This window comes from Rhodoferax sp. LS1R11, assembly GCF_056521395.1.
In genome coordinates this window covers 267,718-288,893 of sequence record NZ_JBWMAW010000004.1, presented here as the reverse complement: position 1 = coordinate 288,893, position 21,176 = coordinate 267,718, and the positions used below count along the sequence as shown (strand labels likewise).

Below are 21,176 nucleotides of genomic sequence, written 5' to 3'. Positions count from 1 at the left end.
CGACCCATGACAGCGCCCACCATCGACTTTGCGGTCCTCGACCTGGACACCCGCCAGCTCTCCGCCCTGAACCGCCGCGCGATGACTTGGCTGATCGGCATGCTGCTGCTGGTGGCCGCGTCCATCGTGTTGCTCGCCTTGTTTTTGCGCACGGTGGAGGCCCAGGAAGAAGACCGCCGCCGCACCGCAGACGCCCAATGGCTTGACCAGACCCTGCGTTTTCACTTTCGCCGCCTGGAGCGGGACCTGGGCGTGTTGGCAGTGCGCGCCCAACGCCGTGACAGCACCACGCCGCCCGCACTGTCGGGCGGGCAACTCTGGCGAGACCCGGGGGTGATCGTTGAGCATGGCTGGCTGGCGGCAGGCCAGGCGTCTGCAGTGGCGTCGGTCGCCAGCTGGCCCTTGTTTCTGAAGTCTGCCGCGCAAGCCCCCGGCCATGAACCAGCGCTGTCCACCATGCTGCAGACCACCCGGGGCCTGCAGCACGCGGCGTATGCCGGCCCCCTGGGGCAGACGCTTTGGCTGGCGGTGCCTATCTTTGAACGGGACCGGTTTGTGGGTGATTACGTGGCGGCGATCGAGTTCGACCGAATGCTGGCCAGTGCCGTGCCATCGTGGTTTTTCAAAGACCATGCCGTGCGACTGGAGTCGGACACTCCGGTGGTGGCGCCTGACGATTCCTCGTCTTATGTGGCGCCCATCAACCTGCCCGGTGCGCCTGTGACCTTGCGGGTCGAGGTGCTGAACAGCCAGCCCGCGCTGGCGCCCCGTGTGTTTTTTGGCATTGCCCTGGTTTGCCTGGCGGGCATTGGGCTGGCACTTTATGTTTTGCGGCGGGACACGGCGCGGCGACAGCGGGCCGAATCCCAGTTGCAAACCCAAATGGCACTGCGCACGGCCATGGAGCGCTCCATCACGCTGGGGCTGCGTGCCTGGGACCCCCGGGGTCAGCTGCTGTACGCCAACCAGACTTTTTGCCGCATGGTGGGGTTGAGCCCGTCAGAAATTCTGGGCCACACCGAGGCCCTGCCGTACTGGCCACCGGAGCAGGGGGACGAGTTTCAGTTGCTGCGCCAGAGCCTGAATCAGCCCATGGCGCAACAAGTGGGGGTGGAAATGCAGTTGCGCCACAGCCAGGGCCAGCTGTTGGATGTGCTGGCGCATGTCGCCCCCCTGACACTGGCCGATGGCCGGGTCATCGGGTGGATGGGCTCGGTGCTGGACATCACCGAACGCAAACGCACCGAGCGCCTGGCCGCCCGCCGCCAGGAGCTGCTCGAAGCGTCCGGGCGTCTGGTGGCGGTGGGCGAGGTGGCCTCCACCCTGGCCCATGAGCTCAACCAGCCGCTGGGCGCGCTCAGCAGTTTTGCCAATGGCCTGTTGAACCGGCTGCGTGATGGGCGCATGGCGCTGGAGGACGTGACCCCCGTGGTCGAGCGGATGGAGCGCCTGGCCGACAAGGCGGGGCGGGTGATCCAGCGCGTCAACGCCTTTGCCCGGCGGCAGGAAATGAGCTACCAGCCGCTGGCGCTCACCCGGTTCGTCGCCCGCGTGGTGGGCCATGTGCCTTTGCCGGATGGACTGAAACTGGAGCTGTGTCTGCCCGAGCATGAACTCACCTTGCCGGCGGATGAATTGCTGCTCGAACACGCCCTGCACAACCTGGTGCTGAACGCCACCGAGTGGGCCGCGCGCGCAGAGCGATCTGGTGCGCCATCGCCCGCCATCCTGCGTGTCAGTCTGGTGCAGACCGACACCCTGGCGGGCATCCGGGTGGAAGACAGCGGCCCGGGCGTGCCCCCCGACCAGCGCCACCGCATTTTTGACGCCTTTGCCAGCCAAAAAGCGGGCGGCATGGGCATGGGTTTGTCGATCTGCCGCTCCATCATGGAAGCACACCATGGTCGGATCGATGTGGAGCACAGCGCCGACCTGAACGGTGCACAATTTACGATGTGGCTGCCCCTGACTGTGTGAGCCCGTGAAACCATGAACCCCACTGTCCACCTCGTCGACGACGACCCTGATTTTCGCGATGGCCTGGCCTGGCTGCTGGATTCGCGCGGACTGCCCACGCGCAGCTGGAGCGGTGGCGACGTGTTTTTGCAGTCCCTGCGCACGGGCAAAGACCTGTGGGAATGCTGTGTGGTTTTGCTCGATATTCGCATGGAGCCGCTGTCGGGCTTGGCCACCTTCGAACAACTCAAGGCCATGGCCTGGCCCTGGCCGGTCCTGTTTCTGACCGGCCACGGCGACCTGGGCATGGCCGTGGCCGCGGTCAAGCATGGGGCGTGGGACTTTCTGGAGAAGCCCTTTCAAAACAACCTGCTGGTCGACAAGGTGGAAGCGGCCCGCCAGGCTGCGCTTACCCTGCAAGCCGACTCGCAGGAGCGGCTGCTGTTTCAGCAGGCCCTGGCCGGACTCAGTGTGCGCGAGCGTGAGGTGCTGGACCAGTTGCTGCAAGGCCACTACAACAAGAACATCGCCGATCACATGGGCATCACGCCGCGCACGGTGGAGTTTCACCGTGCCAATATTTTTGAAAAACTGCGGGTGAATTCGGCGGTGGAGCTGGCTCACCGCATGGGGCGTCTGGCTTGAAGACGGCTTTGGCCCACCGCCCAGGTTTCTAGCACTCCACAATATTGACGGCCAAACCGCCTCGCGCCGTCTCTTTGTATTTTGTCTTCATGTCCGCGCCGGTCTCGCGCATGGTTTTGATGACTTTGTCCAGGCTCACAAAATGGCTGCCGTCGCCGCGCAGTGCCATGCGGGCGGCGTTGATGGCTTTGACGGAGGCGATGGCGTTGCGCTCGATGCAGGGGATTTGCACCAGACCGCCCACCGGGTCGCAGGTCAGGCCCAGGTGGTGTTCCATGCCGATCTCGGCGGCATTTTCCACCTGTGCGGGTGTGCCGCCCATCACCGCGCACAAGGCGGCGGCGGCCATGGAGCAGGCCACGCCCACCTCGCCCTGGCACCCCACCTCGGCGCCGCTGATGGAGGCGTTTTCCTTGTAAAGGATGCCAATGGCTGCGGCCGTGAGCAGGAAGTCAATCACGCCTGCATCCGTGGCCCCCGGCACAAAGCGCGTGTAGTAGTGCAACACGGCGGGGATGATGCCGGCCGCGCCGTTCGTGGGGGCGGTGACCACGCGCCCACCCGCGGCGTTTTCTTCGTTCACCGCCAGTGCGTAGAGGTTCACCCAGTCCATCACCTGCAACGGGTCACGCAGGGCTTGCTCGGGGTTGGCGGTCAGCGCCTGCAACAGCGGCTTGGCGCGACGTTTGACCTTGAAGCCGCCAGGCAGCACGCCGTCGGTCGCGCAGCCACGTTTGACGCAGTCCTGCATCACCTGCCAGATGCGCAACAGGCCTGCGTCAATCTCGGCATCGCTGCGCCAATGTTGCTCGTTGCGCCGCATGATTTGCGCGATGCTCAGACCGTGTTGCGCGGTGAGCTGCAATAGCGCGTCGCCGCTGGTGTAGGGCAGCGGCAGCACCGTAGCGTCAGGTGCGATCGCCTTTTGGCGCGTGCCGTCGGCCGCCACTTCGTCACTCACGATGAAGCCGCCGCCCACCGAGTAATACACCCGCTGTTCCAGCTCCTGGCCCGCGGCGTCCAGCGCTACAAAGCGCATGCCGTTGGCATGAAAGGGGAGCGGTGCCCGCATGAAAAGCAGGTCGTCTTTCTCATGGAAGGCAATGCGGTGCGAGCCTGCCAATGCAAGTTGCTGGCTGCTGCGCACCTGCGCCAGCAGTGCGGGGATGTGGTCTACCTCCACCGTGTCGGGCTCATGGCCTGACAGGCCCAGCAGCACCGCCACATCGCTGGCGTGGCCCTTGCCGGTGGCGCCCAGTGAGCCGTGCAACCAGCAGCGCACCGTGGCCGTTTGCGCCAGCAAGCCGCTGTGCTGCAACCGCGCCACAAACTGTCGTGCCGCGCGCATGGGGCCCACGGTGTGCGAGCTGCTGGGGCCAATGCCAATCTTGAACAGGTCAAAAACAGAGACTGCCACGGGTGTTCTCCTGAAGTGCCGTCCTGAGGTCCTGCTTTAACTCGTTGCGTATTCCGTCAAAGGAACGCACGAGCAGAACAGGTTGCGGTCGCCATAGACGTTGTCCACCCGGCCTACGGGGGGCCAGTACTTGACCTGCTTGAGGGTGGCCAGCGGAAAGCCGCCCACCTCGCGGGAGTAGGGGTGGTCCCACTCGGCACCCATCAGGGACGCGGCCGTGTGTGGTGCGTGCTTGAGCGGGTTGTTGTCTTGCGGCCACTCGCCACGCTCGACCTTGGCAATCTCTTCGCGGATGGCAATCATGGCGTTGATGAAGCGGTCCAGCTCGTCCAGGGTTTCGCTCTCGGTCGGTTCGACCATCAAGGTGCCGGCCACCGGGAAGCTCAGCGTGGGGGCGTGAAAACCATAGTCCATCAACCGCTTGGCCACGTCTTCGGCCGAGATGCCGTTGGCGCCGCCACTGCTTTCCTTCAAGGGGCGCAGGTCCAGAATGCACTCGTGTGCCACATGGCCGTTGGCGCTGGCGTACAGCGTGGGGTAGTGGTCTTTCAGGCGGGCGCTGATGTAGTTGGCGCTCAAAATCGCCACCTCGGTGGCGGCTTGCAGGCCTTCAGGGCCCATCATGCGGCAATACATCCAGCTGATCGGCAGCACCGCCGCGTTGCCCAAAGGCGCGGCAGAGATGGCGCCAACGCCCTTGCTGGGCAGGCCGCCGGTCACGTGGCCTGGCAGGTAGGGCACGAGGTCAGCCACCACACACACAGGGCCCACACCGGGACCGCCGCCGCCGTGCGGAATGCAGAAGGTCTTGTGCAGGTTCAGGTGGCTCACGTCACCGCCAAACTCGCCGGGGGCGGCCACGCCGACCAGCGCGTTCATGTTGGCGCCGTCCACGTAAACGCGGCCACCGTGGGCGTGCACCATCGCGCAGAGTTCTTTCACGCTGGTTTCGAACACGCCGTGCGTGCTGGGGTAGGTGATCATCACTGCCGCCAGATGTTTGCTGTACTGCTCGCATTTGGCTTGCAGGTCCGCCATGTCCACATTGCCCTGCGCGTCGCAGGCGGTCACCACCACGTCGAGGCCTGCCATGTGGGCGCTGGCCGGGTTGGTGCCGTGCGCGCTGGCGGGAATCAGGCAGATATGGCGATGGCCCTGGCCATGGGCTTCATGAAAGGCCTTGATCACCAGCAAACCGGCATATTCGCCTTGCGAACCGGCGTTGGGCTGCAGGCTGATGCCCGCGTAACCGGTGGCCTGGCACAGCCAGGCGCGCAGCTGTTCATCAAGTTCTTTGTAGCCTTGCAACTGGTCGTGCGGCGCAAACGGGTGGATGTTGGCGAACTCGGGCCAGGTGATGGGAATCATCTCGCTGGTGGCGTTGAGCTTCATGGTGCAGCTGCCCAGCGGAATCATGCTGCGGTCCAGTGCCAGGTCTTTGTCGCTCAGGCGGCGGATGTAGCGCAACATGCCGGTTTCGCTGTGGTGTGTGTTGAACACCGGGTGCGTCAAATAGCTGCTGGTGCGGCGCAACCCGGTGGGGATCAGCGACTCAATGCCTTTGTCGAAAGCGGCCACTTCAGGCAGGGCCTGGCAGTCTTTGGCGAAAAAGCTCCAAACCTGCTCGATGTCGGCACGCGTGGTGGTCTCGTCCAGCGAGATACAGAGGTACTCTTTGAAGTAAATACGCAGGTTAGCCCCCGCCGCCTGTGCGCGGGCAGCTATTGAATTAGTAGCATCTCCGGTTTTGACCGTGAGCGTGTCAAAAGCACTGGTGTGGCTCAGCGTGCAGCCCATTTGTGTCAGGCCGCGGGCCAGGATGGCGGTGAAGGCGGCCACGCGCTGGGCGATGCGCTTCAGACCCTGCGGGCCGTGGTAGACCGCGTACATGCTGGCCACGACGGCGGGCAACACCTGTGCGGTGCAGATGTTGGAGGTGGCCTTCTCGCGGCGAATGTGTTGTTCGCGCGTTTGCAGCGCCAGCCGGTAAGTGGGGTTGCCATGCGAGTCCACGCTCACACCCACCAGACGGCCGGGCATGGAGCGTTTGAATTCATCACGGCACGCCAGGTAAGCGGCGTGTGGGCCGCCGTTGCACAGGGGCATGCCAAAGCGCTGGGTGGTGCCCACTACGATGTCGGCATTCCACTCGCCGGGCGGCACCAGCAGGGTAAGCGCCAGCAGGTCGGCGGCCACGATGAAAGCGGCCTGTTTGGCGTGGACCGTTGCCACATCAGCACGCAGGTCGTCAACTCGCCCGCTGGTGGACGGGTATTGCGCCAGCACCGCAAAGTAATCGCGGTTGGCCAGCAGGTCATTCCACTCGGGGCCCGACATAGCGATGAGTACTTCAATGCCCAAGGGCGCGGCGCGGGTCTGAATGACCTCAATCGTTTGCGGATGGCAGTCGCCGGCCACGATGAAGGTCTTGCTTTTGCTCTTGACGCTGCGCTTGGCCAGCGTCATGGCTTCGGCGGCGGCCGTGGCTTCGTCCAGCATCGAGGCATTGGCCATGGGCATGCCGGTCAGGTCGGTGATCATGGTCTGGAAGTTCACCAACGCCTCCATGCGGCCCTGGCTGATCTCGGCCTGGTAGGGCGTGTAAGCGGTGTACCAGGCCGGGTTTTCCAGAATGTTGCGCAGAATCACGCCGGGCGTGTGGGTGTCGTAATAGCCCTGGCCGATGTAGTTTTTGAAAATTTTGTTCTTCGATGCAATCGCCTTCAGTTCGGCCAGCGCTGCGGCCTCGGTGATGGCCGCAGGAATGGCCATCTGGCTGTGGCGCGCAATCGAGCGCGGCACGATGCCGTCAATCAGCTCGCGCCGTGAGCTTGACCCCACGACCTGCAGCATCAAGACCTCATCGGCTTCGTCCACGCCAATGTGGCGGGCCAAAAATTCAGAAGCGTTTTCCAGCTCGCTCAAGGGTTTGGCGGATTGCATCAACATGAAAATTTCCTAAATCAGGCGTTGGCAGAAAAACTGGTGTAGCCGGTTTCGTCCATCAGGGCGTCCAGCTCGGCGGGGTTGGCCAGTTTGACCTTGAAGAACCAGCCCGCGCCCAGCGGGTCGGAGTTGGCCAGGGCCGGGTCGGCGCGCAGGGCCTCGTTCACCTCGGTGATTTCACCGGTCACGGGCATGTACACGTCGGCCGCAGCTTTCACCGACTCCACCACACCGGCGATGTCCTTGGCGGCAAAGGTGGCGCCCACTTCGGGCAGGTCCACAAACACCACATCGCCGAGGGCGTCTTGCGCGTGGTGGGTGATGCCCACGGTGGCGGTGTCGCCATCAATCTTGAGCCATTCGTGGTCGGGGGTGTACTTGATCGTCATGGGGTTCTCCAAAAATGAGATGTCAAAGAAATTTAAAACTTAACCGCGGTAATACCGTGTGGGTACAAACGGCATGGCGACCACTTCCATGGGCACCGGTTTGCCACGCACGATGGCGTTGATTTTCACACCCGGCACGGCGAACTCGGACGCCACGTAGCCCATGGCCACCGGCTTGTCGATGGTGGGCCCCAGCAGGCCGCTGGTGACTTCGCCAATCTTGTTGCCTTGGGTGTCTTGCAGCTCGGTGTGGTCGCGCACAGGAATGCGCTCCAGTGCCATCAGGCCCACACGCTTTTTAGTGCCTTTTAGGCCTGTAGCCCCCGTACTATCTACGAGAGCTGCTAGTATTTTTGTAGCGCCCGGGAAGCCGCCTGCGCGGGCGCCACCGGTGCGGCGCATCTTCTGCATGGCCCAGTTCAGGCTGGCTTCCACGGGGGTGGTGGTGGTGTCGATGTCATTGCCGTACAGGCACAGACCCGCCTCCAGGCGCAACGAGTTGCGGGCACCCAGACCCACCGGTTTGACTTCGGCTTGTGCCAGCAGGGCGCGGGCCAGCGCGTCGGCGTGGTCGTTGTGGACGGAAATCTCAAACCCGTCTTCGCCGGTGTAGCCGCTGCGCGTCAAAAATACGTCAAATTTCTGCGTGCCGGTGTCTACCGCGAAGTTGCCTCCGGTCATGAACACCAGCTTCTCCACGCCGGGCGCCAGGCGCGAGAGGGCTGTTACCGCCTGCGGGCCTTGCAGCGCCAGCAGCGCCATCTCCGGCATCGGAATGACCTGGCAGCGCGTGCCGATGTGGGCCTGAATGTGGGCGATGTCACCCACCTTGCAGGCGCCGTTGACGATGACAAAAATCTCGTTGTTGCCCCGGTTGAAGAACATCAGGTCGTCGATGATGCCGCCGTCCTCATTGAGCAGCAGACCATAGCGCTGCTTGCCCACCGCCAGGTCGATCACGTCCACGGGCATCAGGCTTTCCAGGGCGGCTGCAGCGTCGGGCCCGACCAGACGCAACTGGCCCATGTGGGAGACGTCAAACAGACCGGCGGCAGTGCGCGTGTGGTGGTGTTCGGCCATCAGGCCGCTGGGGTATTGCACCGGCATGGCGTAACCGGCAAACGGCACCATGCGGGCGCCCAGCTCCAGGTGCAAGGCGTTGAGGGGTGTGGTCAACAGGGCGGAAGCAGGGGGCGCGGAGGTCTGGGACATGGCGGTTTCTCGGAGGGCAAGTCAAAAACTCGGCGCCCGCAAGCTGCGTACGCCAAGTGCTGCCCCCGCTGTCCGCTTTACCTGAGAGATTCGCCGGGCCTGCGTGCACCTGTTGCCAGGCAAAAGGTGCGCAGACTGCGGGTTGCTCCTTCGGTGGGCTGCTGGCCATGTGTGGGCAAGCAACCTCTCTCCAGTGGGGTTTCGTCAAAGGCCCTTCGGCCATTCAACGTTGGTCAGTCCTTTTGCCTGAGCGTTCAGACTGCTGCAATCAGCGGTCCTGCGCCTTCGGCGGTCTTCTCGGGGAAAACTCTCTCCTGACCGGATGGGATTCTAAACGAGGTGGGCGGAGGGGGTAAGACAGGCTCTCTTGTTCGCTCGGACTTACTTCAATAGCAACCAGCCACCCAACCATGGTGAGCTTAAGGCAGCGAATCCCATGACATTGAGTAAAACAGTGCCCCAAAATGCCGAGCGAAACGATGCCTTGGTGGATTTGTGACGCAAAAACTGTTGCGCAATGATTCCACCGGGCCAACCTCCGATAAGGCCCAGCATCAACAGCGAACTCTCTTTCGTTCGCCATCGGCCTGTTGCCGCGGCTGACTTGTCGGCGGCGTATGCAATAAAGCAAGCGACACTGAGGAGCAGATACGCGGTCGCGACCATACGCGGTATTGGCCAGAAAACAGCCAAAACCAAATAGAAAGCCATGAAGGCCGGAACGGCAAATAGCGTAGCACCGCCCCATTCGGCCGTTCTATTTCGGACGCGAGGTCGAATGGCCTGACTCGCACTTTGAAGTTGAACATTCTTTGCGCGCTTTTTGCCTTCGCGGTTGAGTTCAACCTCAAATGTCACGCGTTGATTCAACGAGGGACGACCCGCACGAGCCGGGAGGGCTGTGGTGTGTAGAAATATTTCCTGTCCGCCTTGGGCGGTTTCGATGAAGCCGAATGCACGGTCTTCGTTCCAGGATTTGACAATACCTTCGAATCGCATATAAATTAAAAGTGATGTGTGACACACAAATTTTAAGAGGCGAAACTGTATGAGTCGCTCTACATAGACATTCCAGAATGTCTTGGAAATCCATCAAACAGAAAACAAAACGGGGCCAAATGGCCCCGTTTTATTTACCAGTAATCTCGCGTCACATCCCCGCGTAATTCGGCCCCCCGCCGCCCTCCGGCGTCACCCACACAATGTTCTGCGTCGGGTCCTTGATGTCGCAGGTCTTGCAGTGCACACAGTTCTGCGCGTTGATCTGCAGGCGGTCCGTGTTGTCGTCGTTCTTCACGAACTCGTACACGCCCGCCGGGCAGTAGCGGGCTTCCGGGCCGGCATATTTGGCTAGGTTGATCGACACGGGAACCGATGCATCTTTCAGCGTCAAATGCGAAGGCTGCTGTTCTTCATGGTTGGTGTTGCTGATGAACACGCTGGAGAGGCGGTCAAAGGTGAGTTTGCCGTCCGGCTTGGGATAAATGATGGGTTTGCACTCGGCTGCGGGCTTCAGGTAGGCGTGGTCCGGCTTGTCGCGGCGAATCGTCCAGGGGATGTTGCCGCGCAGGACGAATTGCTCAAACCCGTTCATGAGGGTGCCCACGGTCAGGCCGTGCTTGAACCAGTTTTTGAAGTTGCGGTCTTTGTTGAGCTCGGTGTGCAGCCAGCTCTTCTCGAACGCTTCGGGGTAGGCACTCAGTTCGTCGTGCTGGCGTCCTGCGACCACGGCGTCATAGGCCGCTTCAGCGGCCAGCATGCCGGTCTTGATGGCAGCGTGGCTGCCTTTGATGCGTCCCACGTTCAGGTAACCCGCATTGCAGCCGATCAGGCAGCCACCGGGGAATACGGTCTTGGGCAGGGCATTGATGCCACTGGCATTGATGGCGCGTGCGCCATAGGACAGGCGCTTGGCTGTGACTTCGCCTTTGTCGTTCTCGAAGTAGTAGCGCACGTTGGGGTGGGTCTTCCAGCGCTGGAATTCTTCAAACGGGCTCAGGTACGGGTTGCTGTAGCCCAAGCCGGTGACAAAGCCCACGGCAACCTTGTTGCCTTCCATGTGGTACAGAAAGGCGCCGCCGTAGGTGTCGCTTTCCATGGGCCAGCCGGCGGTGTGCATCACAAAGCCAGGCTTGTGGCGGCTGGGGTCAATCTCCCACAACTCTTTGATGCCGAGGCCAAAGCTTTGCGGGTCACGCCCTTCGTCCAGTTTGTACCTGGCAATCAGTTGCTTGCCCAGGTGACCGCGTGCGCCTTCGGCAAAAACGGTGTACTTGCCCAGCAGCTCCATACCCAGCTGGAAGCTCTCCATCGGTTCGCCGTCTTTGCCCACACCCATGTTGCCGGTGGCGACGCCTTTGACGGAACCGTCGTCGTTGTAGAGCACTTCAGCGGCGGTGAAGCCGGGGAAGATTTCAACGCCCAGCGCTTCCGCCTGCTCGGCCAGCCATTGGGTCACCGCACCCAGGCTGATGATGTAGTTGCCGTGGTTGTGCGCGAAGGGCGGCAGCACCATGTTGGGCACACGAAAACCCGATTTCTCACCCAGGAAAACATAGGCGTCGTCGGTCACCGGTTGGTTCAGCGGCGCACCGCGTTGTTTCCAGTCGGGAATCAGTTCGGTCAGGGCCTTGGGGTCCATGATGGCGCCCGACAAGATGTGGGCGCCGGGCTCGGAGCCTTTTTCGAGCACCACGATCGAGAGGTCGGTTCCTTTTTCAGCGGCCAACTGCTTGAGGCGGATGGCCGTGGCCAGGCCACCGGGGCCGCCGCCGACCACGACCACGTCGTATTCCATCGCTTCACGGGGGCCGAACTGGGTCAAGATTTCCTGGTTTGTCATCGTGTGTCTCGTTTGAGGGGGTCGCTTGATAATAGGGCGGTGCCTGGTCGTCACACCATGCGCCAAGGGCAATGTCAATTGTTCTGCGGATTTTATTCGGTGACCCGATGGCCCTGAGGGGTCAATACCTGTTCAGTGGAGATTCTCTTATGGTTTACAGCATCGATCCTTCGGGCCGCCTGGCTTTTGTGACCGGCGCATCCAGCGGTTGGGGTGCCGAGTTTGCCAGAACATTGGCACGCGCCGGTGCTGTCGTGGTGCTGGCGAGTCGCCGGATGGACAAGCGCAAGGACCTGGACGCCGTGCTGATTGGGTTTGGATGCTGAGGGGGATCGCGGCCGGTTTGGCGGCTGGCGCCTTGTGGGGTCTCGTTTTTGTGGTGCCGCGCGTGACGCCGGGTTTGTCATCGGTTGACCTGACGGCTGGCCGGTTTGTGAGTTATGGCGCCGTCGCGGCGCTGATGATGGCCGTCACTTGGCGCTCACACCAGTGGCCCACGGTGCCCCAGGCCTTGACGGCCCTGGGCTTGAGCCTGGTGGGTGCAACCGGTTACTACCTGCTGCTGGCCCTGGCCATTCACCGCGCGGGGACCGAGGTGCCCACGCTCATCATTGGCACCATTCCGCTTTGGGTCATGTTGCTGGGCAAGCCGGTGGGTTTGAAATGGTCCTCCTTGTTGCCCGGGCTGGTACTGACGTCAGCGGGTCTGGTGCTCATGATGAATGCCATCCCGGCGGGGGACGTCGCGCCGGGGCATGGTGGCTCGCAGTTCTGGTGGGGCGTGCTGCTGGCCACGGTGGCCATGATGTGCTGGACTGCCTTTGCTATTCTGAATGCGGCCTGGCTCAAGCGGCATCCCGAGGTCAGTGCCGCCGAATGGACCAACTGGATCGGCATCGCCACCGGCGTGGGGGCCCTGATACTGTGGTTGCTGGCGGGTTCTGATGCAAAAGAGCTTCTGGCCCTTGATAACCGTGCGGAGTTAGCTATTGTTTGTATAGCAACTGGCGTGGGCTCAGCCTGGCTGGCTAGCATTTTGTGGAACGTGGCCAGTCAACGACTGAGTGTCAGCCTGTGTGGTCAATTGATTGTCAGCGAGACACTCTTTGCGCTTTTTTATTCTTTTGTGTGGGACGGCACCTGGCCGAGCCCGTCACAAGGGGTGGCGGCGGTGCTGTTCACGCTGGGCATTCTGGCCTCCATCCGGGCGCATCGCTGATGGGCTGGACGACCCAAAACCCTTGCCGTGGCCCAGCACGGGCCTGGGTGGGCGCGAACGGCTCGCTCAGTGCGCGCCTGGCTGCAGCGGGTCAGGTTTTCAGCGTTCAGTTGCTCGCTCAGGGGCGTCAGGCACTTTCCCCGGATGAGTCGCGTGCGCTTGGGTTGCCCCAGGTCCAGGCCGGTTATGTGCGTGAGGTGGTGCTGCGGGTTGATGGTCTGGCTGTGGTGTTTGCCCGCAGCGTGACGCCGTATGCCGCCTCGCACGGGCCTTGGCGTGCGATTCGCGGGCTGGGTCTGCGGCCCTTGGCCGATGTGCTGTTCACACGCCAGGGCATCTCACGCTCGCCGCTGGCGTTTACCGGGCTGAAGCCCTCCAGCCGTTGGCGGCACCAGGTGGCCCACGGCTGGCAGCAGGCGGGGGGCGGGGCCTTGGCCTTGGGGGCCTTGCCTGCGCGCCGTTCTGTTTTCACCCGCGGTGGCGCGCCCTTGCTGGTGATGGAAGTATTTGCATCGCCACAGCAGCCCTGGGCTTGGCCGGTTTCACGGCGCGTCAGCGCGCCCACTCGTCTATTGAGGAAAAAACCATGAAGATCGAATGCCCGTTGCAGGGGCTGCTCAGCTGAGGCTTATTTGACCTTCGGTGCCCGCCCCATCGTATAAAACTCGGGGTTGGGCATCATGTTGCTGAACGAGGCCATGCGGTTGGAGAGGCCAAAGAACGCGGTGATGGCGGCAATGTCCCAGGCGTCTTCGTCGGTGAAACCGTGGGCTTGCAGGGCGGCAAAGTCGGCCTCAATGATCTCGTCGGATTTGAGGCATACTTTCATCGCAAAGTCCAGCATGGCACTTTGGCGCGGTGTGATGTCCGCCTTGCGGTAGTTCACCGCCACCTGGTCAGCGACCAGCGGCTTTTTCTCGTAGATGCGCAGAATCGCACCGTGCGCCACCACGCAGTACAGGCACTTGTTGGCCGCGCTGGTGGTGGTGACGATCATCTCGCGGTCACCCTTGCTCAGGCCCGAGTCTTTCTTGAGCATCAAGGCATCGTGGTAGGCAAAAAAGGCCCGCCACTCGGCCGGACGGCGGGCCAGCGCCAGAAATACATGGGGCACAAACCCGGCTTTTTCCTGCACCTCCAGCACTTTGGCGCGAATGTCGTCGGGCAGGTCTTTGAGTTCGGGGGCAGGGTAGCGGGGCATGGTGAATCCTTTGATGTGGTCAATAGGGATGGAAGAATACAGGCTGTCGCCGCTAACATGGCACCTTCACTGGAGACCGTATGACTGCTGCCAACACAAACCCACTTATCGTTACTTCCGACGCATCGGCCTATGACCAGGGTCTGGCCATGCGCAAGCAGGTGATGGGCGAAGACTTTGTGGCCACCGCGTTTGCCAACGCCACGCCTTTCACCCAACCGATTCAGGACCACATTACCCGTGCCGCCTGGGGCGATGTATGGCAGCGCCCGGGCCTTGACCTGAAAACCCGCAGCCTGATCACCGTGGCCATGCTCACGGCGCTGGGCAAGCAAAACGAACTGAAGGGCCATGTGCGCGGGGCATTGAACAATGGCGCCACCGCCGCTGAAATTCAGGAAGTGCTGCTGCATGCCACGGTGTATTGCGGCGTGCCCGCTGCCGTGGAGGCGTTTCGCACCGCCAATGACGTGGTGGGTGGCCAGGTGTGAGGGTGGCCTGTTATGGCCGTGTGCCTTCAACCGTGGTGTCGTTATTCCCCGCTTCCGCCGTATCAGATGACAGGGCTTGAGCCTGAGTGTCTTCGGCGGGTTGAGGTGAAAGTCGTTTGTGACGACTGCGCCTGCTGTTGCGCGAACGTCGGCGCGCCGCTTTGGCGCGTTTGTGGGCCCGCAATAGCTTGATGCCATACCCCAGGAGATAAATGGCTACAGCTGCCGCGGCCCAAGGGGTGAGTTCATCAATCAGTTGCTCCAACATGATGGAGGCCCGCAGTTGCTCCTCCTTGACCTCGGCTTCGGTCCGGGGCCGCCCGGCCGTGTTGGAGGCGTCGCCGTAATTTCCCCAGGAGGTGGCTCTGGGTTCGTTGCCATTCCGGTCGTCGGACGAAAGGTCGCCGTCGGCCCGTTCCTTGAATTCATGGTTTTTGCGCAGACCGAGCTCGGATTCCATGTTGCGGACCGCGTTCAGAATGCCGGTCTGGGCCAGGTCGTCGTGCAGGGGACGAAGCGTTTCCTTGATGGAGTTGCCGATTTCATGCCCCAATGGGACATCCGCGGCCATGCGCGGTGCAGCGCCTGGCGTGGGGGTCAACCCGAAGTTCTGAAGGTTCGGCGCAGTGATGTTGGGGGTGTTGGTGGCGCGGGGTTCCCGCGGTTCAGTGGCTGGCGCTTCGGTGAATACGGGTAAGTTGATTGTTTCGTCATGGGGCTCCAGGGCGAGCCCGGAGACTGCGTTCGTTGTCGGTGCCGCGACGGCTAACCCCGGCACGCCGCAGGTCAAAGCCAGGACGAACGTGATTTTTAAGACGAGATGCCGATGATCAATGGAATTGTCCATACATGATGCTGTTTCGGCATTCACTATAAACGCTAACCCGCCATTAATTTGTGGACCAGGTCCCCCGTGTTGGACGCTTTGTACTTGCGCATGAGCCGGGCGCGGTAAATTTCCACCGTACGGTGGCTGATGTCGAGTGTTTTGCCAATCTCTTTGCTGGTCAGACCATCCATCAGGTGAGCGGCAACCTCACGCTCACGGGCCGTCAGCTCCGCCTTGACCGGGCGGCGCGAACTCAGGTCATCAAAGGTCCAGATGCCCGCCTCATGCGGATCGGCCTTGTTGAGTGCGCGGCCCGTGACATGGCACCAGAAGGTTTCGCCACTGGCGCGCTTCATGATGCGGTCGTCCGCATAAGTGCCATTGCGGTTCAGAATGGGTTCGATGCGCAGGCCGGTTCGTTCAAACTCAATGACGCTGGGGTACAAGACCTGAAACGATTGGCCCACCAGCAGTTCGTGTGAGGCGCCAAACATCTCGCACAGGTAGCGGTTGCAGTCCACCATCGTGCGATTGCGCGAAAGCGCCAGGCCCACGGGGGCTTGATCAAAGGCCAGTCGGTAGTCGATATCCATGTGATTTTTGCGATCCCTGTTAGGGTTTGTACTTTACGAAAAACTACGTATGCGCTTAGGTAGTATCGTAATGCCATTATTTGTTTGAAGGAGATCGACCCGTGAACAAGATTTACCCAAGCGCGAGCGCCGCGCTGCAAGGCATCGTCAGTGACGGCCAGCTCATGGCGGTAGGCGGCTTTGGCCTGTGTGGCATTCCCGAGGCGCTGATTGACGCCTTGCGCGACAGTGGTGTTAAAGACCTCACGGTCATCTCCAACAACGCGGGTGTCGACGGCTTTGGTTTGGGCAAGCTCCTGGAGACCCGGCAGATCAAGAAAATGATCTCCAGCTACGTGGGTGAGAACAAGGAGTTCGAGCGCCAATACCTCGCAGGCGAGCTGCAGCTAGAGTTCACGCCGCAGGGCACGCTGGCCGAAAAGCTGCGCGCCGGTGGTGCCGGCATCCCGGCGTTTTACACCCGCACCGGTGTCGGTACGCTGGTGGCGGAAGGCAAGGAGAGTCGCGAGTTCGATGGGCATGTCTACATCATGGAGCGCGCGTTGCTGCCTGAGGTGTCCCTGGTCAAGGCCTGGAAGGCTGACAAGAGCGGCAATTTGATCTTCAGGCGCACGGCACGCAACTTCAACCCCGCCGTGGCCATGGCCGGCAAGATCACCGTGGTGGAGGTCGAGGAGATTGTTGAAACGGGTACCTTCGATCCCGATGCCGTGCATTTGGCAGGCATTTACGTACACCGCCTTGTGCTCAATGCGAACCCTGAAAAGCGCATCGAGAAACGAACCATCACCGAGAAAGCAGGAGTCTGATCATGGCCTGGACACACGACCAAATGGCAGCCAAGGCTGCACAGGAATTAAAGGACGGTTTTTACGTCAATCTGGGCATTGGCTTGCCCACGCTGGTGGCCAACTTTGTCAACCCGGACATCGAAGTCTGGTTGCAAAGCGAGAACGGCATGCTTGGTATCGGCCCGTTTCCCACCGAAGACGAGGTTGATGCGGACCTGATCAATGCGGGCAAACAAACCGTGACCACCATCCCCGGCTCCAGCATTTTTGGCAGCCACGACAGCTTTGCCATGATCCGTGGCGGCAAGATCAACCTGAGCATCCTGGGTGCCATGCAGGTCAGCGAAAAAGGCGACCTGGCCAACTGGATGATCCCCGGCAAGATGGTCAAGGGCATGGGCGGCGCGATGGACCTGGTAGGCGGTGTCAAGAGCGTGGTCGTTTTGATGGAGCACGTGGCCAAGAAGAAGGATGGCACCATTGATCTGAAGATACTGCCCAGCTGCACTTTGCCGCTGACGGGTGTGGGTGTCGTGGACCGCATCATCACCGACCTGGCGGTGCTGGACGTGACACCGCTCGGCCTGAAGGTGGTGGAGATGGCCCCCGGCGTGACCCGTGAGGAATTGCAGGCCAAGACCGGTGTGCCGCTTCAATAGGCGGCTTGGGTCAAGGCCCAGGTGATGCGCGCAAACTCAGTCTGGAGTTGAGCGCGCAATACCGGGTCCAGGTTTTTCAGCGGGTCAGCGGCCCGCAGTTTTTCCCGCCACGCGTCGACTGACAGGCGGGGTGTCTTGCAGGCAAAAAAGATGCTGTTGCTCTTCTCCTGCGAGGCCACTTCAAAGACGTTGCCATCAAACGCGTGCTGGATCCGTCTGGCCACCACCGCGTGATCTGCGTCATCGTGATGGCGGTTGACCACCAAAATGCCTTGCGGTGTGAGGGCGCCAAAGCACTCCTCGTAAAACCTTTGGGAACACAGCTGCTTTGCCTGGCCCTGGTGGTCGAATCCATCCACCAGCAGCACGTCATACGCCAGCGATTTATGGGCGATAAAGCTGGCGCCGTCCGCGCAGACGATGTCGATGCGCTCGGGGTCTTCAGGCACTTCAAATTCATGGCGCAGGGCAATGACATCCGGATTAATTTCAATCGCCGTGAAGTGCGTCGTGGGCAAATGCAGGTAACAAAACTTGAGCAGTGAGCCGCCGCCCAACCCAATCATCGCCATGTTGACCGGTTGCTGATTGAATAGCAAAAATCCCATCATGGTGCGGGTGTAGTCCACCGCCAGCTCACTGGGGCAGCCGTTCTTCATGCGGCTTTGCAATTGGTCCAGCGTGAAGTACAGGGACTTGTACCCGTCGGCTGAAAACACAAACGGGGCGTCGCAAGCGATCGCCCCGTTGACCTTGTCAGATGTGGGTCTGGACGGGTTCCCGGCAGGGGTCATCGTTTGAAACCCGCCAGGATGCCGTGGGTGATGCCTTAGCCAGCCAGCGCCGCCTTGACGGCTGCCGACACCTGGCCCATGTCTGCCTTGCCGGCCAGACGTGTCTTGACCGCACCCATGACCTTGCCCATGTCGCCAGGGCCGGTGGCGCCAAGCTCGGCGACGATGGCGCGTACTTCAGCGCTGACTTCTTCGGCGCTCAGACGTTGCGGCAGGTAAGCCTCCAGCACCTTGACTTCAGAGGCTTCCTTGTCTGCCAGATCCATGCGATCAGCTTGGGTGAACGCGGCGATCGAGTCTTTGCGCTGCTTGATGAGCTTGTCAACAATGGCAACCATGGCCACGTCGTCCAGCACCACGCGCTCATCGACCTCTTTTTGCTTGGCCGCGGCCAGCAGCAGGCGTATGGTTCCCAGGCGCTCACTGTCTTTGGCGCGCATGGCATTTTTCATGTCTTCGGTGATCTGGTCTTTGAGTGACATTGGGTTAGTTCCTTGATGTGTGCATTGGGAATGAAAGAGGTGCTGAAATAAAAAAAGCCCACCTGAGCGTCCCCGGTGAGCTTTTTTTGAGGCCTCAAGAGCCTTGCAAGGCGTACTGGATCAGTACATCTTTTTAGGCAACTGCATGGCGCGGATACGCTTGTAGTTGCGCTTGACGGCAGCAGCCTTCTTGCGCTTGCGCTCAGCGGTTGGCTTTTCGTAGAATTCGCGCGCGCGCAAATCAGTCAAAAGGCCGAGCTTTTCAATGGTGCGCTTGAAGCGACGCAGGGCTACGTCAAAGGGTTCGTTTTCTTTTACACGGATCGTTGTCATTACGTAATGTTATCCAAAATGTGCCGACGCCGGTCATGAGGGGAGATCGAGCCCCACACGCCACGTACAGCGATGTTCCCCGCTTAAAAGTTGATCAGGCAGCGGGGGTTTGCCAGCAAAGCCTAGGATTATAGCGTTTCTTGCGCCAGATTCAAAGTGCTCTGTGCAATTGACTTCAATGCGAATTGAGTGCCAAATTTCGCAGTGGTCCGCTGGTGTGTCCTCCCGCCATGACTTCCCGGGCTGCCTACCTGCAATCTCCACCAAAAAACCTGCGTCGCCCAAAGGCAAACCCATGATCCACATATGTTGTGAGCGCATTCTGACCGGCTCGCAGAAGATTCTTGTTGCGCAGGCGGCCATCAAGGAAACCAGCCAGAATGCCCCGCCGCCCGTGCCCGCCCGGTAACGGCTTTTTGGTGCGTCTTCCATGGCGGCACCCGCCAAAATGGCTGTGCAAGCCGGCAAGAAATGGAGCGATGGCAAGACCTTGGGGGTGTATTTCATGGACGGTTCGGCAACGCAAAAAGCGCGTGTCAAGGCGCATGCCGTGAAGTGGTCAGCGTTTGCCAACCTCAAGTTCAATTTTGCGGCGAGCAAGAACACGGCCCACATTCGGATCTCCTTTGTGGCGGATACGCGTTCGTGGTCTTATATCGGGACCGATTGCCTGGGTATTCCCAAGGCCGAACCCACCAGGAATTTCGGCTGGCTCAGGGATGACACCGACGACACGGAGTACGAACGCGTGGTGGTGCACGAGTTTGGGCACGCGTTGGGTGCCATTCATGAACACCAGAACCCCAAGGGCGGCATAAAGTGGAACCTGCCGTCGGTCTACGCCTACTTTGGTGGGCCACCCAACAACTGGAGCAAAGAAGAGACCGACAACAATGTGGTTGGCAAATATTCGGTGGACCAGCCCAATGCGTCGACCTATGACCCCAATTCCATCATGCTCTACCAGTTTGACGGGGCGCTGATCAAGGGTGGCAAGCCCACCAAGTTCAACACGCGCATGTCGACCGGCGACAAGCGGTTCATCAAGAAGCAGTATCCCTAGGCTTGAGTTTGGCGGCAAGGCCTTGCGCGCACGCAAAGCCGCTGGCCCATGCCCACTGGAAGTTGTAGCCACCCAGCCACCCGGTCACGTCCACCACTTCGCCAATGAAGTACAGACCCGGTTGGCTTGATTCCATGGTTTGCCCGGAAAGCACTTTGGTGTCCACACCACCAGCGGTGACTTCGGCTTTTTTGTAGCCTTCGGTCCCGGTGGGCATGAGTTCCCAGCGTGTCAGTCGTTCTGCCAATGCCGCCAGTGCTTTGTCGGTCGCCTCGTTCACCGGCCGCTGCCAGTTGTGGCCCAGCGCGGCACCCTGTGCGACCCAGGTGTCGGCCAGCCGGGAAGGCACCATCGCGGCCAGTTCGTTCGCAATCAGTTTTCGGGACGTGGCTTTGGCGTGGCTGAGTTGCTGCGCGATGTTGCTTTCCGGCGCCAGATTGAGGCGGATGGGTGTGCCGTCTTGCCAGTAGCTTGAGATTTGCAGTACGCCGGGACCGCTCAATCCCCGGTGGGTGAAAAGCAGGTCTTCCAGGAAGCTTGCTTTTATTTTTTTGTCGCCAGTCTCGATTTGAACTGGCAAGGATAAACCTGAGAGTTGCGAAAACGGGGCCCAGGCATCGGTATCAAATGTCAGGGGGACCAGGGCGGGGCGGGGCGCAATCACCGGCAGGTCGAACTGACGGGCGATGCGGTAGCCCAAGTCGGTTGCACCAATTTTGGGAATCGACAGGCCTCCGCTCGCGACCACGACCGATGCACAATGGATGATGCCTTGACTGCTATCTATTGCATAGCTGCTTGCGACAGCTCCATAAGGGCTGGAGGCCATAAACTTTATTGACTTCACGCTGCAGGGCTGCCAGCGGGTGACGCCCCCTGCCGCACATTCGGCCAGCAGCATCTGAATGATGTCTTCGGCCGAGCGGTCGCAAAACAGCTGGCCCTTGTGTTTCTCGTGGAATGGAATCTGGTGTTTTTGCAGCAGTGCGACAAAGTCGCGCGGCGTGTACCGCGACAGGGCTGAACGACAGAACCGGGGGTTGTCCCCCAAAAAATTGGCCGGGCCTGTGTCGCGGTTGGTGAAGTTACATCGGCCACCGCCGGAGATGCGGATTTTTTCAGCCACCTTCTCGCCGTGATCGATCAACAGCACCTTCAGACCCAATTGGCCAGCCACACCGGCACAGAACAAACCTGCGGCACCCGCGCCGATGATCACAACATCAAATTTTTGCATGGGCGGGAGTTTAGACGCAGCCACCTGGGCGCAAGGGGCAACGCGGGTGCGCCAGGGCCCTGTCAGCGCGATCCGGC

21 protein-coding genes, 1 pseudogene and 2 riboswitches are annotated in these 21,176 nt (G+C 61.1%); of the genes and pseudogenes, 9 read left to right on the top strand and 13 right to left on the bottom strand.

Features of this window, described 5'->3' with window-relative positions; translation table 11 throughout:
• The first annotated feature begins 6 nt into the window (after positions 1 to 6).
• Both AC097N_RS07990 and AC097N_RS07985 read left to right on the top strand, forming a co-directional pair.
• Positions 7 to 1,977, top strand: a complete 1,971-nt coding sequence (locus tag AC097N_RS07990; RefSeq protein WP_479580362.1) for a two-component system sensor histidine kinase NtrB — start codon at positions 7 to 9, stop codon at positions 1,975 to 1,977.
• 12 nt (positions 1,978 to 1,989) lie between these two features.
• Positions 1,990 to 2,601 (top strand): response regulator transcription factor, encoded by a 612-nt coding sequence (locus AC097N_RS07985; protein WP_479580361.1) that lies wholly within the window; start codon positions 1,990 to 1,992, stop codon positions 2,599 to 2,601.
• A 28-nt stretch (positions 2,602 to 2,629) separates the two neighbouring features.
• Here AC097N_RS07985 and AC097N_RS07980 read toward each other — a convergent pair whose 3' ends face one another.
• From AC097N_RS07980 to AC097N_RS07955, 6 genes are all read right to left on the bottom strand, one after another.
• Positions 2,630 to 4,018: an L-serine ammonia-lyase gene (locus AC097N_RS07980; RefSeq protein WP_479580360.1), complete on the bottom strand. Its 1,389-nt coding sequence runs from the start codon at positions 4,016 to 4,018 to the stop codon at positions 2,630 to 2,632.
• A gap of 36 nt (positions 4,019 to 4,054) precedes the next feature.
• Positions 4,055 to 6,967: an aminomethyl-transferring glycine dehydrogenase gene (gcvP, locus tag AC097N_RS07975; RefSeq protein WP_479580359.1), complete on the bottom strand. Its 2,913-nt coding sequence runs from the start codon at positions 6,965 to 6,967 to the stop codon at positions 4,055 to 4,057.
• Positions 6,968 to 6,981: 14 nt separating this feature from the next.
• Positions 6,982 to 7,353, bottom strand: coding sequence for a glycine cleavage system protein GcvH (gcvH, locus tag AC097N_RS07970; protein WP_479580358.1), 372 nt, complete (start codon positions 7,351 to 7,353; stop codon positions 6,982 to 6,984).
• A gap of 39 nt (positions 7,354 to 7,392) precedes the next feature.
• Positions 7,393 to 8,565 carry a glycine cleavage system aminomethyltransferase GcvT gene (gcvT, locus tag AC097N_RS07965; protein WP_479580357.1) on the bottom strand — a complete coding sequence of 391 codons (1,173 nt, stop codon included), beginning with the start codon at positions 8,563 to 8,565 and terminating at the stop codon, positions 7,393 to 7,395.
• Between the two features lie 58 nt (positions 8,566 to 8,623).
• A riboswitch (glycine riboswitch) is annotated at positions 8,624 to 8,769 on the bottom strand.
• Positions 8,770 to 8,789: 20 nt separating this feature from the next.
• Positions 8,790 to 8,892, bottom strand: a riboswitch (glycine riboswitch).
• A gap of 54 nt (positions 8,893 to 8,946) precedes the next feature.
• Entirely contained in the window at positions 8,947 to 9,564 is a 618-nt protein-coding gene (locus tag AC097N_RS07960) for a DUF1294 domain-containing protein (protein ID WP_479580356.1), read from the bottom strand.
• A 151-nt stretch (positions 9,565 to 9,715) separates the two neighbouring features.
• Positions 9,716 to 11,407, bottom strand: coding sequence for an electron transfer flavoprotein-ubiquinone oxidoreductase (locus tag AC097N_RS07955; RefSeq protein WP_479580355.1), 1,692 nt, complete (start codon positions 11,405 to 11,407; stop codon positions 9,716 to 9,718).
• Positions 11,408 to 11,556: 149 nt separating this feature from the next.
• Here AC097N_RS07955 and AC097N_RS07950 point away from each other — a divergent pair.
• From AC097N_RS07950 to AC097N_RS07940, 3 genes and pseudogenes are all read left to right on the top strand, one after another.
• Positions 11,557 to 11,727: pseudogene (locus AC097N_RS07950) on the top strand (SDR family NAD(P)-dependent oxidoreductase); the annotation flags it as partial.
• Positions 11,727 to 12,626, top strand: a complete 900-nt coding sequence (locus AC097N_RS07945) for a DMT family transporter (RefSeq protein ID WP_479580354.1) — start codon at positions 11,727 to 11,729, stop codon at positions 12,624 to 12,626. The pseudogene AC097N_RS07950 and the gene AC097N_RS07945, both read left to right, overlap by 1 nt.
• Positions 12,626 to 13,216 carry a chorismate--pyruvate lyase family protein gene (locus AC097N_RS07940; protein WP_479580353.1) on the top strand — a complete coding sequence of 197 codons (591 nt, stop codon included), beginning with the start codon at positions 12,626 to 12,628 and terminating at the stop codon, positions 13,214 to 13,216. Before AC097N_RS07945 ends, AC097N_RS07940 begins: the two co-directional genes overlap by 1 nt.
• 38 nt (positions 13,217 to 13,254) lie before the next feature.
• Here AC097N_RS07940 and AC097N_RS07935 read toward each other — a convergent pair whose 3' ends face one another.
• Complete coding sequence (locus AC097N_RS07935; protein WP_479580352.1) at positions 13,255 to 13,827, bottom strand: peroxidase-related enzyme; 573 nt, start codon at positions 13,825 to 13,827, stop codon at positions 13,255 to 13,257.
• An 80-nt stretch (positions 13,828 to 13,907) separates the two neighbouring features.
• Here AC097N_RS07935 and AC097N_RS07930 point away from each other — a divergent pair, with 80 nt between their 5' ends.
• Positions 13,908 to 14,318 (top strand): carboxymuconolactone decarboxylase family protein, encoded by a 411-nt coding sequence (locus tag AC097N_RS07930; protein ID WP_479580351.1) that lies wholly within the window; start codon positions 13,908 to 13,910, stop codon positions 14,316 to 14,318.
• Between the two features lie 10 nt (positions 14,319 to 14,328).
• Here AC097N_RS07930 and AC097N_RS07925 read toward each other — a convergent pair whose 3' ends face one another.
• Complete coding sequence (locus AC097N_RS07925; protein WP_479580350.1) at positions 14,329 to 15,165, bottom strand: hypothetical protein; 837 nt, start codon at positions 15,163 to 15,165, stop codon at positions 14,329 to 14,331.
• Between the two features lie 32 nt (positions 15,166 to 15,197).
• Positions 15,198 to 15,740 carry a LuxR C-terminal-related transcriptional regulator gene (locus tag AC097N_RS07920; RefSeq protein WP_479580349.1) on the bottom strand — a complete coding sequence of 181 codons (543 nt, stop codon included), beginning with the start codon at positions 15,738 to 15,740 and terminating at the stop codon, positions 15,198 to 15,200.
• Between the two features lie 101 nt (positions 15,741 to 15,841).
• Here AC097N_RS07920 and AC097N_RS07915 point away from each other — a divergent pair, with 101 nt between their 5' ends.
• Positions 15,842 to 16,549, top strand: coding sequence for a CoA transferase subunit A (locus AC097N_RS07915; RefSeq protein WP_479580348.1), 708 nt, complete (start codon positions 15,842 to 15,844; stop codon positions 16,547 to 16,549).
• Positions 16,550 to 16,551: 2 nt separating this feature from the next.
• Positions 16,552 to 17,190, top strand: coding sequence for a 3-oxoacid CoA-transferase subunit B (locus AC097N_RS07910; RefSeq protein ID WP_479580347.1), 639 nt, complete (start codon positions 16,552 to 16,554; stop codon positions 17,188 to 17,190).
• Here AC097N_RS07910 and AC097N_RS07905 read toward each other — a convergent pair.
• From AC097N_RS07905 to rpsU, 3 genes are all read right to left on the bottom strand, one after another.
• Positions 17,184 to 17,984, bottom strand: coding sequence for a spermine/spermidine synthase domain-containing protein (locus AC097N_RS07905; RefSeq protein ID WP_479580346.1), 801 nt, complete (start codon positions 17,982 to 17,984; stop codon positions 17,184 to 17,186). The two genes, AC097N_RS07910 and AC097N_RS07905, sit on opposite strands and share 7 nt — an antisense overlap.
• 35 nt (positions 17,985 to 18,019) lie before the next feature.
• Positions 18,020 to 18,466 carry a GatB/YqeY domain-containing protein gene (locus AC097N_RS07900; protein WP_479580345.1) on the bottom strand — a complete coding sequence of 149 codons (447 nt, stop codon included), beginning with the start codon at positions 18,464 to 18,466 and terminating at the stop codon, positions 18,020 to 18,022.
• Between the two features lie 120 nt (positions 18,467 to 18,586).
• Entirely contained in the window at positions 18,587 to 18,799 is a 213-nt protein-coding gene (gene rpsU, locus AC097N_RS07895; protein WP_011465162.1) for a 30S ribosomal protein S21, read from the bottom strand.
• Between the two features lie 430 nt (positions 18,800 to 19,229).
• On the opposite strand from rpsU, the gene AC097N_RS07890 reads away from it, so the two are divergent.
• Complete coding sequence (locus tag AC097N_RS07890; RefSeq protein WP_479580344.1) at positions 19,230 to 19,862, top strand: hypothetical protein; 633 nt, start codon at positions 19,230 to 19,232, stop codon at positions 19,860 to 19,862.
• On the opposite strand, the gene AC097N_RS07885 is transcribed toward AC097N_RS07890, so the two are convergent.
• Entirely contained in the window at positions 19,843 to 21,165 is a 1,323-nt protein-coding gene (locus tag AC097N_RS07885; RefSeq protein WP_479580384.1) for a BaiN/RdsA family NAD(P)/FAD-dependent oxidoreductase, read from the bottom strand. The two genes, AC097N_RS07890 and AC097N_RS07885, sit on opposite strands and share 20 nt — an antisense overlap.
• Between the last annotated feature and the right edge of the window lie 11 nt (positions 21,166 to 21,176).

Coding starts and splice junctions, on each gene's coding strand:
- AC097N_RS07990 (WP_479580362.1), top strand. CDS start 7: ATGACAGCGCCCACCATCGACTTTGCGGTCCTCGACCTGGACACCCGC.
- AC097N_RS07985 (WP_479580361.1), top strand. CDS start 1,990: ATGAACCCCACTGTCCACCTCGTCGACGACGACCCTGATTTTCGCGAT.
- gcvP (WP_479580359.1), bottom strand. CDS start 6,967: ATGTTGATGCAATCCGCCAAACCCTTGAGCGAGCTGGAAAACGCTTCT.
- gcvH (WP_479580358.1), bottom strand. CDS start 7,353: ATGACGATCAAGTACACCCCCGACCACGAATGGCTCAAGATTGATGGC.
- gcvT (WP_479580357.1), bottom strand. CDS start 8,565: ATGTCCCAGACCTCCGCGCCCCCTGCTTCCGCCCTGTTGACCACACCC.
- AC097N_RS07960 (WP_479580356.1), bottom strand. CDS start 9,564: ATGCGATTCGAAGGTATTGTCAAATCCTGGAACGAAGACCGTGCATTC.
- AC097N_RS07955 (WP_479580355.1), bottom strand. CDS start 11,407: ATGACAAACCAGGAAATCTTGACCCAGTTCGGCCCCCGTGAAGCGATG.
- AC097N_RS07945 (WP_479580354.1), top strand. CDS start 11,727: ATGCTGAGGGGGATCGCGGCCGGTTTGGCGGCTGGCGCCTTGTGGGGT.
- AC097N_RS07940 (WP_479580353.1), top strand. CDS start 12,626: ATGGGCTGGACGACCCAAAACCCTTGCCGTGGCCCAGCACGGGCCTGG.
- AC097N_RS07935 (WP_479580352.1), bottom strand. CDS start 13,827: ATGCCCCGCTACCCTGCCCCCGAACTCAAAGACCTGCCCGACGACATT.
- AC097N_RS07930 (WP_479580351.1), top strand. CDS start 13,908: ATGACTGCTGCCAACACAAACCCACTTATCGTTACTTCCGACGCATCG.
- AC097N_RS07925 (WP_479580350.1), bottom strand. CDS start 15,165: ATGGACAATTCCATTGATCATCGGCATCTCGTCTTAAAAATCACGTTC.
- AC097N_RS07920 (WP_479580349.1), bottom strand. CDS start 15,740: ATGGATATCGACTACCGACTGGCCTTTGATCAAGCCCCCGTGGGCCTG.
- AC097N_RS07910 (WP_479580347.1), top strand. CDS start 16,552: ATGGCCTGGACACACGACCAAATGGCAGCCAAGGCTGCACAGGAATTA.
- AC097N_RS07905 (WP_479580346.1), bottom strand. CDS start 17,984: ATGACCCCTGCCGGGAACCCGTCCAGACCCACATCTGACAAGGTCAAC.
- AC097N_RS07900 (WP_479580345.1), bottom strand. CDS start 18,466: ATGTCACTCAAAGACCAGATCACCGAAGACATGAAAAATGCCATGCGC.
- rpsU (WP_011465162.1), bottom strand. CDS start 18,799: ATGACAACGATCCGTGTAAAAGAAAACGAACCCTTTGACGTAGCCCTG.
- AC097N_RS07890 (WP_479580344.1), top strand. CDS start 19,230: ATGGCGGCACCCGCCAAAATGGCTGTGCAAGCCGGCAAGAAATGGAGC.